This is a genomic window from Streptomyces sp. NPDC014870, assembly GCF_043081505.1.
Taxonomy (GTDB): domain Bacteria; phylum Actinomycetota; class Actinomycetes; order Streptomycetales; family Streptomycetaceae; genus Streptomyces.
Genome location: NZ_JBIBWQ010000007.1, coordinates 254,992 through 270,827, shown reverse-complemented (window position 1 = coordinate 270,827; position 15,836 = coordinate 254,992). Strand labels below are relative to the sequence as shown.

Below are 15,836 nucleotides of genomic sequence, written 5' to 3'. Positions count from 1 at the left end.
CTCCTCAGGTGCGGTCGGGAGCCGGCTTCCCCGTTGAGCGGTCGAGAGCCGTCGTCCTCGCGGCGCGGACGGGAGTCGTCGTCCTCGCGGTGCGGACGGCCCGGACGGCCAGGAAGACGAGGAGGGCGAAGGGGGACAGGAGGACCGTCAGGATCAGGAGGGGACCCATCAGCCAGGGGGAGAGGCCGAGATCGCGGGCCTCGCGGTACATCCACTGACCGATCAGCAGATCCCAGGCGATGATCTGGGCCCAGACCGCGCCCGCGCCCTCGGCCCCGGCCGTGAGCGCACGGAAGGAGTCCAGGTCCGGATCGGTGACCGCCGCCCACAGTTCGGGGAAGGCAGGCAGCGCCAGCGCGAGGTAGACCGCCAGGATCGGGACGACGGTCAGCGGGGAGGCTGCCAGGCGCTCGGTGCCCCGCCAGGCCGGAGCGAAGATCATCAGCAGCCAGATGGGCGCGGCGAGGTAGAAGCTGAGTTCGAAGAGGAAGCCGGTCACGAGGTGGACTCCTGGGTGGTCGAGGTGGTGCGCAGAGAGATCCAGGTCGCCGCGAGCCCGAGCAGGGCGATGGCGGCCGTGGCGGCGAGTGTCGTGCCGTCGGGGTGGAACAGCGGCTGGCCGCGCAGGGCCTGCCAGGTGAGGAGGGCGAGGACCGCCGCGTAGGTGCCCGAGGCCACGAGCGTCAACCGGAGCCGTACGCGGGGGTCGCGCAGTCGGGCGAACCTCGGGGCGAGTGTGACCAGGACGAGCAGCAGAAGCGGGATCAGCTGCAGGGCGTGCATGCCGAAGAAGTGGGCGACGCGCAGATCGCCGCCGGTCGTGGACCAGCCGGTCACGGCCATCGACGGGCCGCCGTCCGGGACGCCGACGCTGTGCGCGCCGACGATCGGCGGGTCGTCCCCCGCGGCCAGCTGCTCGGGGGTGGGCGTCACCATGAGGAAGCCGATCGCCGCGCCCACGAGGGCGATCAGGGAGCCGAGGCGTACGGCCCAGGCGGTGGCGCGGTCCAGGATCCGGGCGCGCAGCAGCAGGACCGCGATGACCAGGGTGGCCAGCCACAGGACGACCACCGTGGCTCCCATGGCCTGGAAGACGGCGGCGTCGAAGGGCGTCTCGTTGTTGAAGTGGCTCCGCCTGCCGCGCACCGCCTGCAGGGTGATCAGCGCGATCTCGACGAGACCGGTGGCTGCGACCACCGTCCCCGCCCACCAGCCGAGCCGGCGGGCACGGGGGAGGAGGGTGAGCATCCAGGCGAGCGTCATGCAGTACGCGACGAACGAGACCGCGAACTTGAGCGGCTTGGCCCATATCGGGGCGCCGAGCAGGACCCGATCGTCGACTATCAGGCCGCCCAGTGCGACGAGCGCGAGTAACGCCATCGACGCGGAGAACCAGACCAGCGGCCGATGCAGCTCGCGGGCCTGCGGAAAGGGTGAGGACATGGGTACCCCCCGTGGGTTGTCCCGAACATTATGGATAGTGGCACTCGCCGCTATCTGATAGCGCCACTATCTATGATGGGTGGGTCGCTCGGCAAGACCGGAGCGAGAACGGGAAGGTGAACGCAGGGTGCGCATCGGAGAGTTGAGTCGCAGGACCGGGGTGTCGGTGCCCACGATCAAGTACTACGTACGGGAAGGGCTGCTTCCGGCAGGGGAGTTGACCAGCCCGAACCAGGCTTCGTACGGGGAGACGCACGAGCGCCGCCTGCGCCTGATCCGGGCGCTCCTGGACATCGGTGGGCTGTCGGTCGCCGCGATCCGTGAGGTCCTGGAGGCGATAGAGGACCGTGATCGCCCGGTGCACAAGGTGCTGGGCGCGGCCGCCGACCGGGTGGTGCCGCGCTACAGCGAGGAGTCGGGCGAGGGGATCGTCGAGGCGCGGGCGGCCGTGGCCGAACTGATCGACCGGCGCGGCTGGCGCACGTACGAGGGCAGTCCGGCGGCGGAGGCGCTCGCGGTCGCGCTCGCGGCGCTGACGGAGGTCGGCCACGAGGGGTTCGCGGAGGTGCTCGACACGTACGCGGCGGCGGCGGAGCGGGTGGCCGAGGCGGACCTGGAGTACGTCGCGCGCACATTGGAGCGGGACGAGCTGGTGGAGGGCGTGGTGGTGGGCACGGTGCTCGGCGACGCGATCTTCACGGCGCTACGGAGGATGGCGCACGTGGACGCGTCGGGGAAGGTGTTCGGCACCGGGCGCTGAGCCGGTGGGGGACGTGCGGGGTGCGGGAGGTGCGGGGTGGGGCGGCCGGGTGGGCACCCCGGCCGTCGGTAGGGCGGTCGGCGTGACCGCCCGGCCCGGGCCGGGCGCTGCCCGGCGTGGTCCATGACGGGCTTCCGGCTCCCGGGCCCGTCGCTGCCCGGGCTGGGCCGTCCCGCTGCCCGTCCCGCCCGGCCGGCCGTCGCCGCCTACTGGCCGTCCCCGCCCGCTGCCCGGTCGCGCCCGCTGGCCGGGCCCGGGCCCTGACGGGCCCCCGCGCGGCCCGGCCCTGGGCCGCGCCTCGCCTCAGCTTTCCTGTTCGCGTTCGACCTGGTCGTTCCAATCGCGCTTGATCGCGCGCCAGGCCTCGTCCGTCTTGCCCAGGCGCCAGTAGCCCGAGATCGACAGGCGCTCGCGCGGCACCTCGCGCTCCAGGCGCAGGTGGCGGCGGAGCTCCTTCACGAAGCCCGCCTCGCCGTGCACAAAGGCGTGGACGTCGCCTGCCGGGAAGTCCAGGCCCTTCACGGCGTCCAGCAGCGCCTCGCCCGCCGGGCGGTCGCCGCGGTGCAGCCAGGTCACCTCGATGCCCGCCGCAGTCGCGAACTTCTGCTCCTCGGTCGCGTCCGCGACCTCCACGAAGGCATGGGCCGTGGAACCCTCCGGCAGCCGCTCCAGAGCCACCGCGATCGCCGGCAGCGCGCTCTCGTCGCCCACCAGCAGGTGCCAGTCCGCCTCCGTGTCCGGGGCGTATCCGCCGCCAGGGCCCAGGAAGCGCATTGTCTCGCCGGCCTGGGCGCGCGCCGCCCACGGGCCGGCCAGGCCCTCGTCGCCGTGGACCACGAAGTCGACGGTCAGCTCGCGGTGGACCGGGTCCCAGTTCCGGACCGTGTACGTCCGCGTCGTGGGCCACTGCTCCCGCGGGTACTCCGCGCGGATCCGCTCCATGTCGAACGGCTCCGGGTAGCTCACGCCCTCCGGCGCGAAGAGCAGCTTCACGTAGTGGTCGGTGTACTCGCCCACCGAGAACGCGTCGAGGCCGTCCCCGCCCAGCACGACCCGCACCATGTGGGGCGTGATCCGCTCCGTGCGCACGACCCGTGCCTCATGGGCCTGCGGTGCCTTGCGCGCCGGCTGCTCTGCCACGACGGTCTCCCTGACTGACTCGCGAACTTAGGTTTGCCTAAGCTAGCATCCCGGGCGCTCGACGGCCCAGAGCACCCGCACCCAGGAGCGAGGCGCTTTCTAGGACCGCTCGCGCTCCAGGACCGGCAGCAGCCGGCCCACCGCGCCGCCGAGACCCCAGCGCTCCACCAGGCCGGCCAGCGCCTCCGGGTCCTTGGCCACGCGAGGCAGCGCCGGGTCGAAGTCGGGCAGGGGTACGTCCCCCGCGACGCGGACGACCGTGGGCGCCACGTCCAGGTACTCCGCCGCCTCCACGATCCCGCGCCGCTTGGCCGGGGTCAGCTTCGACGTACGGTCCACGGCGGCGGCCCGCACACCCGCGAGATCGCCGTACTCCGTGATCAGCTGCGCAGCCGTCTTCTCGCCGATGCCCTTCACCCCGGGCAGCCCGTCGCTGGCGTCGCCGCGCAGCGCCGCGAAGTCGGCGTACTGGTCGGCCCGCACCCCGTACTTCGTACGGATCAGCTCGTCGTCGACCAGGTCGCAGTCGCCGACACCCTTGCGCGGGTACAGCACGCGCACCGCGCGCTCGTCGTCGACCAGCTGGAAGAGGTCCCGGTCGCCCGTGACGATGTCCACCGGGCCCTTCGCCCACCCCGCCAGCGTCCCGATCACGTCGTCCGCCTCGTAGCCGGCGACCCCGACCCGGGCGATGCCCAGCGCGTCCAGGACGTCCTCGATCACGGGCACCTGCGGGGAGAGCGTGTCCGGGATCTCCTCCTCGTCCGGACCCGTCTCCGTCTCCACGGCGACCCGGTGCGCCTTGTACGACGGGATCAGGTCCACCCGCCACTGCGGGCGCCAGTCGGCGTCCATGCAGGCCACCAGGTCGTCCGGGTGATGGTCCTGGACGAGCCGGGTGATGAAGTCCAGCAGCCCGCGCACCGCGTTGACCGGCGTGCCGTCCGGGGCCCGGACCGAGTCCGGCACGCCGAAGTACGCGCGGAAGTAGAGGGAGGCGGTGTCGAGGAGCATCAGGCGTCGCGTCACACCCCGATCATGCCCCACCCCACTGACACCGGCCCCGACGACAGCCCAGACGAGCCCCGACCGGCGAACCGGGCCGTCCTCTGTGACCCCCGTCACCTTCGGGTTTGCCTCCGGGGCCCCAGGGCAGGCGCGGGCCCGGAGCGGACCCGGTACGGGGATTCATCTACGAATCGCCGTACGCCACGGGAGCCGCGGGCCGAACCCGCCCCGCTCCACGGTCCTGCTGCGGGGGTGGAGGGCCGTTCTCGTTCCGACGCGTGAGGTGTATGTGTCCAGGCTCCAGGCCGACCATCTGTACAAGGTGTTCGGCAGACGACCCGACGAGGCCGTCAAGAAGCTCGCGAACGGCGCGGAGCGCGACGAACTCCGTGCCGACGGCACGACGGCGGCGGTGATCGACGCCTCCTTCACCGTCGAGCCCGGCCAGATCTTCGTCGTCATGGGTCTGTCCGGATCGGGCAAGTCCACCCTCCTGCGCATGCTCAACGGCCTGCTGGAGCCCACCGCGGGCCGCGTGCTGTTCGACGGCAAGGACCTCACCGCGCTGAGCCCCCGCGATCTGCGCACCGTGCGGTCCACGAAGATCAGCATGGTCTTCCAGCACTTCGCGCTCTTCCCGCACCGCAGCGTCCTCGAGAACGCCGCCTACGGCCTGGAGGTCCAGGGCGTCCCGCGCGCCGAGCGCGAGACCCGGGCCACCGAGGCCCTGGAGCTGTGCGGGCTCGCCGGCTGGGAGAAGTCCTGGCCCGACGAGCTCTCCGGCGGCATGCAGCAGCGCGTGGGCCTGGCCCGCGCGCTCGCCACCGACGCCGACCTGCTCCTCATGGACGAGTCCTTCAGCGCCCTCGACCCGCTGATCCGCCGCGACATGCAGGACCAGCTCCTCGAACTGCAGAAGCGCCTGAAGAAGACCATCGTCTTCATCACCCACGACCTCAACGAGGCCATGCGCCTCGGCGACCGCATCGCGGTCATGCGCGACGGCCGGATCGTCCAGCTCGGCAGCGCCGAGGACATCCTGGTCCGCCCCGCCAACGACTACGTCGCCTCCTTCATCCAGGACGTCGACCGCTCCCGCGTGCTCACGGCCGCCGCCGTGATGACCGAGGCCGACGCGCCCGGGAAGGCGGACGCCTGCGCCTGCGAGACCGTCGGCCCCGACACCCTCGTCGCCGACCTGTGCGCCGTCAGCGCGCGCGTCCCGCACCCGGTGGCCGTCAAGGACGCCGACGGCACCGTCCTCGGCGTCGTACCGCAGTCCCGCCTGATCGGCTTCATCGGGGACGAGCAGCGCCCGCCCGTCGCCTGCAATGCCGGTACCACCGGTACGAAGGAGGTGGCCGCGCATGCCTAGGCTCCCCCTCGGCCAGTGGGTCGACAGCTCCGTCGACTGGCTCCAGGCCCAGTTCTCCTGGCTCTTCGACGCCATCACCACCGTCGTCACAGGCCTCTACGACGGCATCGACGCCGTCCTCTCCGCGCCCGAGCCCCTGCTCTTCGCCGGCATCCTCGCCGTCGTCGCCTGGTGGCTGCGCGGCCTGCCCGCCGGTGTGCTCGCCTTCGCGGGCTTCGCACTCGTCGACTCCGTCGACCTGTGGGACGACGCCATGGCGACGCTCTCCCTGGTCCTCGTCGCGACACTCGTGACGCTGGTGATCGCGGTCCCGCTCGGCATCTGGGCGGCGCGATCCACGACCGTCAGCGCCGTGCTGCGCCCGGTCCTGGACTTCATGCAGACCATGCCCGCCATGGTCTATCTGATCCCGGGCATCATCTTCTTCGGCGTCGGCGTGGTCCCCGGCATCATCGCCACCATCGTCTTCGCCCTGCCGCCCGGCGTGCGCATGACCGAACTCGGCATCCGCCAGGTCGACGGCGAACTCGTCGAGGCGGCCGAGGCGTTCGGCACCACCCCGCGCAACACGCTGCTGCGCGTGCAGCTGCCGCTCGCCCTGCCGACGATCATGGCAGGCATCAACCAGGTCATCATGCTCGGCCTGTCCATGGTCGTCATCGCCGGCATGGTCGGCGGCGGCGGGCTCGGCGGCGCGGTCTACCGCGCCATCGGCAACGTCGACATCGGTCTCGGCTTCGAGGCCGGCATCTCCATCGTCATCCTGGCCATGTACCTGGACCGGATGACCGGTGCGCTCGGCCGGCAGGTCTCGCCGCTCGGCCGCCGCGCGCTCGCCAAGGCGCGGGCCGCGGTCGCCGCCCGCGCCGGGGCCAAGCTCTGGAACCACCGCCCGCAGCCCGTCACCGCCCTCGTGGGGGTCGTGATCCTGGCGCTCGTCGCGGGCGGCATGGGCTTCCTCGGCGGCGGTACGTCCTCGACGACCGCGGGCGGCAAGGACATCGGCCACGGCAAGAAGATCAACCTCGGTTACATCCCCTGGGACGAGGGAATCGCCTCCACCTTCCTCTGGAAGGAGCTCCTGGAGCGGCGCGGCTACGAGGTCGACGCCAAGCAGCTGGAGGCCGGCGCGCTCTACACCGGCCTGGCGGGCGGCCAGATCGACTTCCAGACCGACTCCTGGCTTCCGGTCACCCACGCCCAGTACTGGGAGAAGTACCAGAACAAGCTGGAGGACCTCGGCTCCTGGTTCGGCCCCACATCCCTGGAGCTGTCCGTGCCGTCCTACATGAAGGACGTCGACTCGCTCGACGACCTCAAGGGCAAGAGCGGCCAGTTCAAGGGACGGATCATCGGCATCGAGCCGAGCGCCGGAATGATGGGCATCCTCAAGGACAAGGTCCTCAAGGAGTACGGCCTGGAGGGCGAGTACAAGGTCGTCGACGGCTCCACGCCCGGCATGCTCGCCGAGCTGAAGCGCGCGTACGACAAGAAGGAACCGGTCGTCGTGACGCTCTGGTCGCCGCACTGGGCCTACTCGACCTACGACCTGAAGAAGCTCAAGGACCCCAAGGGCACCTGGGGCACCGGCGACGGCGTGCACACCCTCGCCCGCAAGGGGTTCTCGGCCGAGAACCCCGAGATCGGCGCCTGGCTGAAGAACTTCGCGCTGACCGAGAAGCAGCTCACGGATCTCGAGGCCGCCATCCAGGAGACCGGCAAGGGCAAGGAGCAGGAGGCCGTCCGCGGCTGGCTGGAGAAGAACCCCGGCCTCGCGGAGAAGCTCGCGCCGCAGTAGGGCCCGCTGGGCTCGATGTCTGATTCCTGACTGCTGTCCGAAAAGGGGTGGTCGCCGAACGTGTTCGGCGACCACCCCTTTTCGCCACGACGCGAAACCCCACGCCAAAGCTGCGTAAGGTTCAGTTAACCGACCAGTACGCAGGCACCGAGGCACGAGGGAGGGAGCCGACATGGACGACAAGGAATCGCTGCGGGTGGGCGCGGCCGTCAAGAAGCGCCGCCGGGCCCTCAAGCTCACCCTGGCCGTCGTGGCCTCGCGCAGCGGTCTGTCCGTGCCCTTCCTCAGCCAGATCGAGAACGAGCGGGCGCGCCCCAGCAAGCGCTCCCTCGAACTCGTCGCCGGCGCCCTGGAGACCTCGGCCGGCGAGCTCCTCGCCGCCGCGGAGGCCGCCCGGACCGTCGACGTCGTCCGGGCCGAGGAGCATCCGCACGCGATGCCCGAGGGCGTACGGTCCCTGGTCCGCGGCCGGCAGCAGTTGCACGCGCTGGAGTTCACCGGTGAGCGGGACGCGGGCCGGGAATTCCAGCACCGCAACGACGAGTTGCTGTTCGTCGCCGACGGCGCCGCCGAGGTCGAGGCCGAGGGCCGGGCGTACCGTCTCGAGCGCGGCGACACGCTCTACCTCTCCGGCGGCGTACGGCACCGGTGGCGCGCCACCGAGCCCGGCACCCGCCTCCTCGTCGTGGCCGTCGCCGAGCACATCGAGGCCGACGACACGTGAGTCCGGCCGTGAGTCCGGCCGTGCGGCGGGTCGTCTCCCTCGTCCCCTCGCTGACCGAGGCGGTCGCCGTCACCGCACCCGGGCTGCTCGTCGGCGCCACCGACTGGTGCAGCCACCCCGCCGACCTCGACGTCGTACGGATCGGGGGCACCAAGAACCCCGACGTCGCCGCGATCACGGCCCTCCGCCCCGACCTCGTGATCGCCAACGAGGAGGAGAACCGCGCCCCGGACCTGGCCGCCCTGCGCGCCGCAGGGGGCGAGGTCCTGGTCACCGAGGTGCGCACGCTCGCCCAGGCCTTCCAGGAGCTGGACCGGGTGCTGCGGGCCTGCGGCGTACCGGACCGGCCGCGCTGGCTGGACGAGGCGGAGGAGGCATGGGCGGCCGTCGACGCGCCGCCGGGCGGGGGGCGTACCGCCGTCGTGCCGATCTGGCGCCGCCCCTGGATGGTCCTCGGCCGTGACACCTTCGCGGGCGACCTGCTGGCCCGCCTCGGCGTCCGCCACCTGTACGCCGACCACCCCGAGCGCTACCCGCGCGTCCCGCTCGACGAACTGCGGGCGGCCGGTGCCGACCTGGTCGTCCTGCCCGACGAGCCGTACCGCTTCACGCGCGACGACGGCCCCGAGGCGTTCCCCGGGACCGCCGCCGCGCTCGTCAGCGGCCGCCATCTCACGTGGTACGGGCCGTCACTGGCCGAGGCGCCACGGGTCCTCGCCCGGGCCCTGCGAGCAGCGCACCGCTGAACAGCCCGCGCAGGGTGTGGAATCCGGCCATCAGCCAGGCCGCGACGAGGAAGACGTACAGCACGATCGCGAGGCCGCTGTAGACGGCGAGACCGGTGTGGTGGGCGAGGCCCTCCGCGCCCGTCACGCAGGTGCCGACGGGGAAGGTGAAGGCCCACCAGGTCATCGCGAAGCCCATGCCGTGCCTGCGGGCCCGCAGCACCATCGCCCCGGCCAGCGCCAGCCACAGCAGGGCGAAGCCCATGACGGGCACGCCGTAGAGGACGGCGAAGGCGGCGAAGCCGTGCGCGTACGGCTCCGGCAGCAGACCGGGGGCGTAGTCGGCGAACTTGTTCGCGGCGGTCGTCGACTGGCCGAGGGGGCCGAGGACCAGGAAGAGCGTCGGGGTGAGCGCGAGCGGCAGCGGCCCCCCGGTGACCAGCCGGCCGAAGACCAGGGGCAGCATGACCAGGGTCGCCAGCAGGCTGATGCCGAACATGGTGTAGCAGGCGATCAGCAGGGTCTGCTGGGGCTGCCCCGCGGGCAGGTGGGGCAGGAGCAGCGGGCCGACGGCCGCGGAGACCATGGGCGCGACGACGGGCAGCAGCCAGACGGGCGAGGCACCCTCGATCCGGTGGTGGACGACCATCAGGTACGGGATCGTCAGGGCGGCCGCCAGGCCGATCAGCGTACCGGCGGTGAACAGGACGGTGTCGAGGGCGACGGCCGCGGTCGGGCCGATCCAGTCCTGGCCGACGATCAGCGCGCCGGCGCCGACGGCGAGCAGGGCCATCGACAGACAGCCGTAGAACGGGGCCACGGCCGGGTCGAGGAGGTGCTCGCGGGCGCGGTCGCGGTGGTGGATCCAGTGCAGGGCGCGGGCCGTGAGGAGGGTGAGGAGCATCGCGAGGGAGAGCACCCAGATGGCGGCGCAGGCGGTGCGCAGACCGGGGACGTCCACCGGGAGTGTGGCTCCCGCGTTGGCGACGATGGCGGTGCCCATCACCGAGGCGTACCAGTTGGGGCCGAGGTGACGGACCGAGGCCGCCCGTACGCCGGGGGTGGTGGCGAGGGGGGCCGGACGGGAAGGTGCGAGGGTTGCCATGGCTCCACCCTCGTCCGGCGTGGCAGGTCCGACCAGGGATCTTGGCGCTATGACGTCATAAGCTGACTTTATGAGCAACGAGCCTGCCGAGATCCCACCGCTGTCCCACCGGGTCCCCGACCTCGGCGCGCTCGAACTGCTGCTCGCCGTCGCCCGGCACGGGAGCCTGGGGCGGGCGGCCCGCGAGGTGGGGATCACCCAGCCCGCCGCGAGCAGCCGGATCCGCTCGATGGAGCGGCAGCTCGGGGTGGCCCTGGTCGACCGCTCGCCGCGCGGTTCGCGGCTCACGGACGCGGGGGCACTCGTCACGGACTGGGCGCGGCGGATCGTCGAGGCGGCCGAGGCCTTCGACGCGGGGGCGCAGGCGCTGCGGGGGCGGCGGGACTCGCGGCTGCGGGTCGCGGCGTCGATGACGATCGCGGAGTACCTGCTGCCCGGGTGGCTGATCGCGCTGCGCGCGGAGCGGCCGGACACGGCGGTGTCGCTGATGGCGGGGAACTCGGCGGCGGTCGCGGAGCGACTCCTCGGCGACGAGGCGGACCTGGGGTTCGTGGAGGGGCTCGCCGTGCCGGACGGCCTGGACGGGGCGGTCGTCGCCCGGGACCGGCTGGTCGTGGTCGCCGCGCCCTCCCACGCGTGGGCGCGGCGGCGCAGGGCGCTGGACCCGGGCGAGCTGGCGGCGACCCCGCTGATCCTGCGCGAGCGGGGCTCGGGGACCCGGCAGGTTCTCGACTCGGCGCTCTCCGCGCACGGGGGGCTCGCGCAGCCGCTGCTCGAACTCGCCTCCACGACGGCGGTGAAGGCGGCGGCGGTGAGCGGTGCGGGGCCTGCCGTGCTGAGCGAGCTGGCGATCGCGGAGGAGCTGGCCTCGCGGCGGCTTGTGGAGATCCCGGTCGACGGGGTGCTGCTGCGGCGGGATCTTCGTGCGGTGTGGCCTGTGGGGCATCGGCCGACGGGGCCGGCGCGGGACCTTCTGTCGTTGACCCGGGCGGCCCCTGCGGGGTGAGGGGTGGGGGGTTGGCGGGTGCGGCCGGTGGGCGGGTGCGGGTCCGTTGTGGTTGTTCGCGCAGTTCCCCGCGCCCCTGAAGCCCCTGAGGGCCACCGCGCCTGCGCCTCGGGGGCCCTGGAGTCGACCGCCCCGCGCCCGCGTGCCCCCGCCGCCCCTCAGCCTGCCGCTGTGATCAAGCCCTGCATCACCCTCAGGTCCTCGCCCATCTCCGGGTGCCATTGGACGCCCAGGGCCCAGGTCGGGGAGAGTTCGATCGCCTCGATCGTGCCGTCCTCCGCGTACGCGGACGGGGTCAGGTCCCGGCCGAGGCGGTCCACCGCCTGGTGGTGGTAGGTGGGCACCGAGGTCAGTTCCGGGACCAGGGACGCGTAGCGCGTGCCCGGGACCGGCTTCACCGTGTGGCGGCCGATCACGCCGACCGACTCCACATGGCCGTCCAGGTGCTGCACCAGCGTGCCGCCCATGGCCACGTTCAGGAGCTGCATGCCGCGGCAGATGCCCAGCACCGGCGTCCCGGAGGCAAGGGCCGCCTCGATCAGGGCCAGTTCCCAGCTGTCCCTGGCCCGGGCCGGCGGGCCGGTACGGGGGTCGGGCTCGGCCCCGTACCGGACCGGCTCCACATCCGCACCGCCCGCGATCACCAGGCCGTCGAGCCGTGCCACCACCGACGCGGCGGCGGACGGCTCGTCCGGGGGGAGCATCGTCGCGAGGCCGCCGCTCGCCTGCACCAGCCGTGGGTACTGCGCGGGCAGCAGCGCCGCCGGCATGTCCCACACCCCCCAACGGGCCTGGTCCAGATAGGTCGTCACGCCGATGAGCGGCTTGGGCACGGGTACTCCTCCAGATCAGCGAACGGATCAGCGGACGGATGAGGTCAGTCGCGGTCGCGGTCGCGGTCGCGTTCGAGTTCGGCCTCGGCCGCCGCGAGCGCCGCGAACTCCTCCTCCGGCGCCTTGGCGACCAGGTGGTTCCGACTGTAGAACGCGAAGTAGGCGAGGGCGATCACGTACACCCCGAGCGCGATGAACGCCGCGTCCTTGTCCACGAGGAACGTCGCCACCAGCGCGGACAGGGCGAGCACGAACGCCACCGACGAGGTCACGACGCCGCCGGGGGTGCGGTACGGCCGCGCCAGGTCGGGCTCGCGGCGGCGCAGCACGATGTGGGAGAGCGCCATCAGGGCGTACGAGATGGTCGCGCCGAACACGGCGATGTTCAGCATCCGCGCGCCGTCCCCGGTCCCCGCCGCGAGGGCGAAGCCGATCCCGCCGGGGATCAGGAGCCCCAGGTAGGGGGACTTCCGGCGGCTGGTGAGGGAGAGGAAGCGCGGCAGGTAGCCGGCCCGGGAGAGGGCGAAGAGCTGGCGCGAACCGGCGTAGATGAGCGAGAAGAACGAGGCCACGAGGCCCGCGAGCCCCGCGTAGTTGACGAAGCGGCTGAGCGCCGTCGGCTCCCCGTCGCCCTGCAGCGCCACGACCAGCGGGTTGCCCGCCTCCTGGATCGCGGCGGAGCCGCGCGCGCCCGTCGCGGCGACGAAGGTGATCACGGCGAGCAGCACCAGGATGCCCATGGACAGGGCGAGCGCACGGGGCATCGAGCGGACCGGGTCCTTGGCCTCCTCCGCCGCGAGCGGCACGCCCTCGACGCCGAGGAAGAACCACATGCCGAACGGGAACGCCGCCCAGATCCCGAGGAGCCCGTACGGCAGCCAGGAGTTGGCGCCGAACGCGTCCGCGTCGGCCGGGATGTCGTTCAGGCCGTCGACGTGGAAGTCGCTCAGCGCGCCGAGCGCGAAGATGACCAGCGCGGCGACCGCGATCGCCGTGACGATCAGGCTGAAGCGGAGCGCCTCGCCCACGCCCCAGAGGTGGATCCCGATGAAGATCGCGAAGCAGGCGAGGTAGACCGGCCAGCCGGACTCCAGGCCGAACAGGCCGAGGGACTCGACGTAGTCCCCGATGAAGATGGAGATCGCGGCGGGCGCGAGGATGTACTCGATGAGGATCGCGGTGCCGGTGAGGAAGCCGCCCCAGGTGCCGAGCGCCCGGCGTGCGAAGCCGTAGCCGCCGCCGGCGGTCGGCAGGATGGCGGAGAGTTCGGCGAGGGCGAAGACGAGACAGGCGTACATCGCGCCCATCAGGACGGTCGCGATGGCCAGGCCGCCGAAGCCGCCCTTGGAGAGGCCGATGTTCCAGCCGGAGAAGTCGCCGGAGACGACGTAGGCGACGCCGAGTCCGGTCAGCAGCAGCCAGCCGGCGCTGCCCCGGCGCAGGGCCCGGCGTTCGAGGTAGTCGTCCGGTGCCGTCCTGTCTCCTGGTGCCGTCTTTTCCCCGGAGGTGTCTTCGAGCGTCATGGCAGCGTCAGCTCCCGCGTCGGGCCCAATGGAATGGAGCCATACCTTTGCGCCGCACCGGCCGGAACGCAACCCCCGTGCGTTACTTTCGGGTTACGTGAGCGCCCCGGCCGCCCGCCCGCCCCGCCCGCCCCGTCGCCCGCACGCCCCGGCCGTCGCCCCCTGCCTCAGGTCAGGAAGCCCCGCAGCAGCGCCGCCGTGCCGCCGCAGTGCTCGCGCATGACCTCGCGGGCCGCGTCCGCGTCGCCGTCGAGGACGGCCTCCACCAGGGCGGTGTGCTGGTGCTGGGAGTGCTCCAGGTTCCGTACGAGCAGCGGGATGCAGTCCAGAAGGTCGTTCACCGTGGCCCGTACGGCCGCGTACTGCGCCGTCAGCGTCGGGGAGCCCGAGAGCTCGGCCAGCGTGAGGTGGAGCAGGGTGTCCTGGCGGCGGTAGTCGTCCAGCGGGGCGTCGTGCGTGGCCGCAAGGGCCGTGCGGAGCCGCTCGGCGCCCTCGTCGTCCAGCCCGTGCGCCGCGCACAGCCCCGCCGCGCCCACCTCAAGGACCTCCCGGAACCGCAGCGTGTCCTCGACGTCGACGGCGGCGATCCGGCGCCGCAGCTCGTCCTCGTCCGCCGTCTGCGGCCGGTGCAGCACAAACGTTCCGCCGTACCGCCCACGCCGGCTCTCGACCAGGCCCTGCTCCTGGAGCACCTTCAGGACCTCGCGCAGGGTGACCCGGCTGATCCCCATCCGGTCCGCCAGCTCCCGCTCGGCGGGCAGCCGTTCGCCGCCGGGCACCAGCCCGAGCCGCACGACCTGGAGGATCTGCTCCAGGGCCTCCTCGAAACCGTTGCCCGCCCGGACCGGCCGCAGCACGGGCGTCAGCCGGTCCGCCTGCGGGGCGGGAGTCGCACTCGTATCGCTCGTGTCACTCGTACTGGACTCGCTCGTATCACTCGAACTGGACACGTTCCCGTTTCCCCTTCCCAAGCAATGGTCTTCGGCAATACCTTATGGCTTCCGGCTGACCCAAGGAGGAGTAATCCCGTGGCAGACCGCAAAGCCCCGCTCTCCGTCGAGGAGCTCCGCGCCCTCGTCGCGAGCGGTGAGATCGACACGGTCGTCCTGGCCTTCCCCGACATGCAGGGACGGCTCCAGGGCAAGCGGTTCGCCGCACCGTTCTTCCTCGACGAGGTCCTCGACCACGGAACCGAGGGCTGTAACTATCTCCTGGCCGTCGACACCGAGATGAACACGGTCGACGGATACGCGATGTCCTCCTGGGACCGCGGCTACGGCGACTTCGCCATGCGCCCCGACCTCGACACCCTGCGCCGCGTGCCCTGGAACGCGGGCACGGCCATGCTCGTCGCCGACCTGGCCTGGAACGACGGCTCGCCCGTCGTCGCCGCGCCCCGCCAGATCCTCCGCCGCCAGCTCGAGCGGCTCGCCGAGCACGGCTACACCGCGCACGTCGGCACGGAGCTGGAGTTCATCGTCTTCAAGGACACCTACGAACAGGCCTGGGACGCGAACTACCGGGGCCTGACCCCGGTCAACCAGTACAACGTCGACTACTCGATCCTCGGCACCGGCCGCGTCGAGCCCCTCCTGCGGCGGATCCGCAACGAGATGGCGGGCGCCGGACTGACCGTCGAGTCCGCCAAGGGCGAGTGCAACCCCGGCCAGCACGAGATCGCCTTCAAGTACGACGAGGCCCTCGTCACCTGCGACCAGCACGCCGTCTACAAGACCGGCGCCAAGGAGATCGCCGCCCAGGAAGGCGTCTCGCTCACCTTCATGGCGAAGTACAACGAGCGCGAGGGCAACTCCTGCCACATCCACCTCTCCCTCCAGGACGCCGACGGCACCAACGTCATGGCCGGCGACGGGCCCGCCGGGATGTCGGAGGTCATGCGGCACTTCCTCGCCGGACAGCTCGCTGCCCTGCGCGACTTCTCCCTCCTCTACGCCCCCAACATCAACTCCTACAAGCGGTTCCAGCCCGGCTCCTTCGCCCCCACCGCCGTCGCCTGGGGCGTCGACAACCGCACCTGTTCCCTGCGCGTCGTCGGCCACGGCCGCTCGACGCGCTTCGAGAACCGGCTCCCCGGCGGAGACGTCAACCCGCACCTCGCCGTCGCCGGGCTGATCGCCGCCGGCCTGTACGGCATCGAGCAGAAGCTCGAACTCCCCGCCGCCTGCGACGGGAACGCCTACACCGGCGACTACGCCCACGTCCCCACCACCCTGCGCGAGGCCGCCGAGCTCTGGGAGACCAGCCCCATCGCCAAGGCCGCCTTCGGCGACGAGGTCGTCGCGCACTACCGCAACATGGCCCGCGTCGAACTGGACGCGTACGACGCCGCGGTGACCGACTGGGAGCTGCGCCGCTCCTTCGAACGCATGTGAGGA

15 protein-coding genes are annotated in these 15,836 nt (G+C 72.3%); 7 read left to right on the top strand and 8 right to left on the bottom strand.

All coding sequences use genetic code 11. From position 1 onward, the window contains the following. Positions 1–4 precede the first annotated feature (4 nt). On the bottom strand, positions 5–499 hold the full coding sequence (locus ACF09C_RS21605) for an ABA4-like family protein (RefSeq protein WP_392093381.1): 495 nt from the start codon (positions 497–499) through the stop codon (positions 5–7). Further along, a complete protein-coding gene (locus ACF09C_RS21600) occupies positions 496–1,380 on the bottom strand; it encodes a hypothetical protein (protein WP_392093673.1) in 885 nt (294 codons plus the stop codon). Before ACF09C_RS21600 ends, ACF09C_RS21605 begins: the two co-directional genes overlap by 4 nt. A 190-nt stretch (positions 1,381–1,570) precedes the next feature. On the opposite strand from ACF09C_RS21600, the gene ACF09C_RS21595 reads away from it, so the two are divergent. After that, positions 1,571–2,203: a MerR family transcriptional regulator gene (locus ACF09C_RS21595; protein WP_392093380.1), complete on the top strand. Its 633-nt coding sequence runs from the start codon at positions 1,571–1,573 to the stop codon at positions 2,201–2,203. A 303-nt stretch (positions 2,204–2,506) separates the two neighbouring features. Here the strand turns inward: ACF09C_RS21595 and ACF09C_RS21590 are convergent, their stop codons facing one another. Next, positions 2,507–3,343, bottom strand: coding sequence for a siderophore-interacting protein (locus tag ACF09C_RS21590; protein ID WP_392093379.1), 837 nt, complete (start codon positions 3,341–3,343; stop codon positions 2,507–2,509). Between the two features lie 99 nt (positions 3,344–3,442). Beyond that, a complete protein-coding gene (locus tag ACF09C_RS21585) occupies positions 3,443–4,357 on the bottom strand; it encodes a 5'-3' exonuclease H3TH domain-containing protein (RefSeq protein WP_392093671.1) in 915 nt (304 codons plus the stop codon). Positions 4,358–4,640: 283 nt separating this feature from the next. On the opposite strand from ACF09C_RS21585, the gene ACF09C_RS21580 reads away from it, so the two are divergent. The 4 genes from ACF09C_RS21580 (at position 4,641) to ACF09C_RS21565 (ending at position 8,994) form a co-directional block, all read left to right on the top strand. Beyond that, entirely contained in the window at positions 4,641–5,726 is a 1,086-nt protein-coding gene (locus ACF09C_RS21580) for a glycine betaine/L-proline ABC transporter ATP-binding protein (protein WP_392093377.1), read from the top strand. Then, the gene (locus tag ACF09C_RS21575) at positions 5,719–7,524 is read left to right on the top strand and encodes an ABC transporter permease/substrate binding protein (RefSeq protein ID WP_392093375.1); all 1,806 of its coding nucleotides are present in this window, start codon (positions 5,719–5,721) and stop codon (positions 7,522–7,524) included. Before ACF09C_RS21580 ends, ACF09C_RS21575 begins: the two co-directional genes overlap by 8 nt. A gap of 172 nt (positions 7,525–7,696) precedes the next feature. Further along, positions 7,697–8,248: a helix-turn-helix domain-containing protein gene (locus tag ACF09C_RS21570; RefSeq protein ID WP_392093374.1), complete on the top strand. Its 552-nt coding sequence runs from the start codon at positions 7,697–7,699 to the stop codon at positions 8,246–8,248. 8 nt (positions 8,249–8,256) lie between these two features. Further along, the gene (locus ACF09C_RS21565; RefSeq protein ID WP_392093372.1) at positions 8,257–8,994 is read left to right on the top strand and encodes a helical backbone metal receptor; all 738 of its coding nucleotides are present in this window, start codon (positions 8,257–8,259) and stop codon (positions 8,992–8,994) included. Here the strand turns inward: ACF09C_RS21565 and ACF09C_RS21560 are convergent. Further along, positions 8,921–10,078 (bottom strand): TDT family transporter, encoded by a 1,158-nt coding sequence (locus ACF09C_RS21560; protein WP_392093371.1) that lies wholly within the window; start codon positions 10,076–10,078, stop codon positions 8,921–8,923. The two genes, ACF09C_RS21565 and ACF09C_RS21560, sit on opposite strands and share 74 nt — an antisense overlap. A gap of 70 nt (positions 10,079–10,148) precedes the next feature. On the opposite strand from ACF09C_RS21560, the gene ACF09C_RS21555 reads away from it, so the two are divergent. Then, positions 10,149–11,084 carry a LysR family transcriptional regulator gene (locus ACF09C_RS21555; protein ID WP_392093369.1) on the top strand — a complete coding sequence of 312 codons (936 nt, stop codon included), beginning with the start codon at positions 10,149–10,151 and terminating at the stop codon, positions 11,082–11,084. 158 nt (positions 11,085–11,242) lie between these two features. Here ACF09C_RS21555 and ACF09C_RS21550 read toward each other — a convergent pair whose 3' ends face one another. The 3 genes from ACF09C_RS21550 to ACF09C_RS21540 all read right to left on the bottom strand — a co-directional run bounded on the left by ACF09C_RS21550 (position 11,243) and on the right by ACF09C_RS21540 (position 14,306). Further along, on the bottom strand, positions 11,243–11,917 hold the full coding sequence (locus ACF09C_RS21550) for a gamma-glutamyl-gamma-aminobutyrate hydrolase family protein (protein WP_392093367.1): 675 nt from the start codon (positions 11,915–11,917) through the stop codon (positions 11,243–11,245). Positions 11,918–11,961: 44 nt separating this feature from the next. Next, entirely contained in the window at positions 11,962–13,440 is a 1,479-nt protein-coding gene (gene eat / locus ACF09C_RS21545) for an ethanolamine permease (protein WP_392093365.1), read from the bottom strand. A 167-nt stretch (positions 13,441–13,607) separates the two neighbouring features. Next, a complete protein-coding gene (locus ACF09C_RS21540) occupies positions 13,608–14,306 on the bottom strand; it encodes an FCD domain-containing protein (RefSeq protein WP_362427322.1) in 699 nt (232 codons plus the stop codon). A gap of 162 nt (positions 14,307–14,468) precedes the next feature. On the opposite strand from ACF09C_RS21540, the gene ACF09C_RS21535 reads away from it, so the two are divergent. Next, complete coding sequence (locus ACF09C_RS21535) at positions 14,469–15,833, top strand: glutamine synthetase family protein (RefSeq protein ID WP_392093363.1); 1,365 nt, start codon at positions 14,469–14,471, stop codon at positions 15,831–15,833. Positions 15,834–15,836 lie beyond the last annotated feature (3 nt).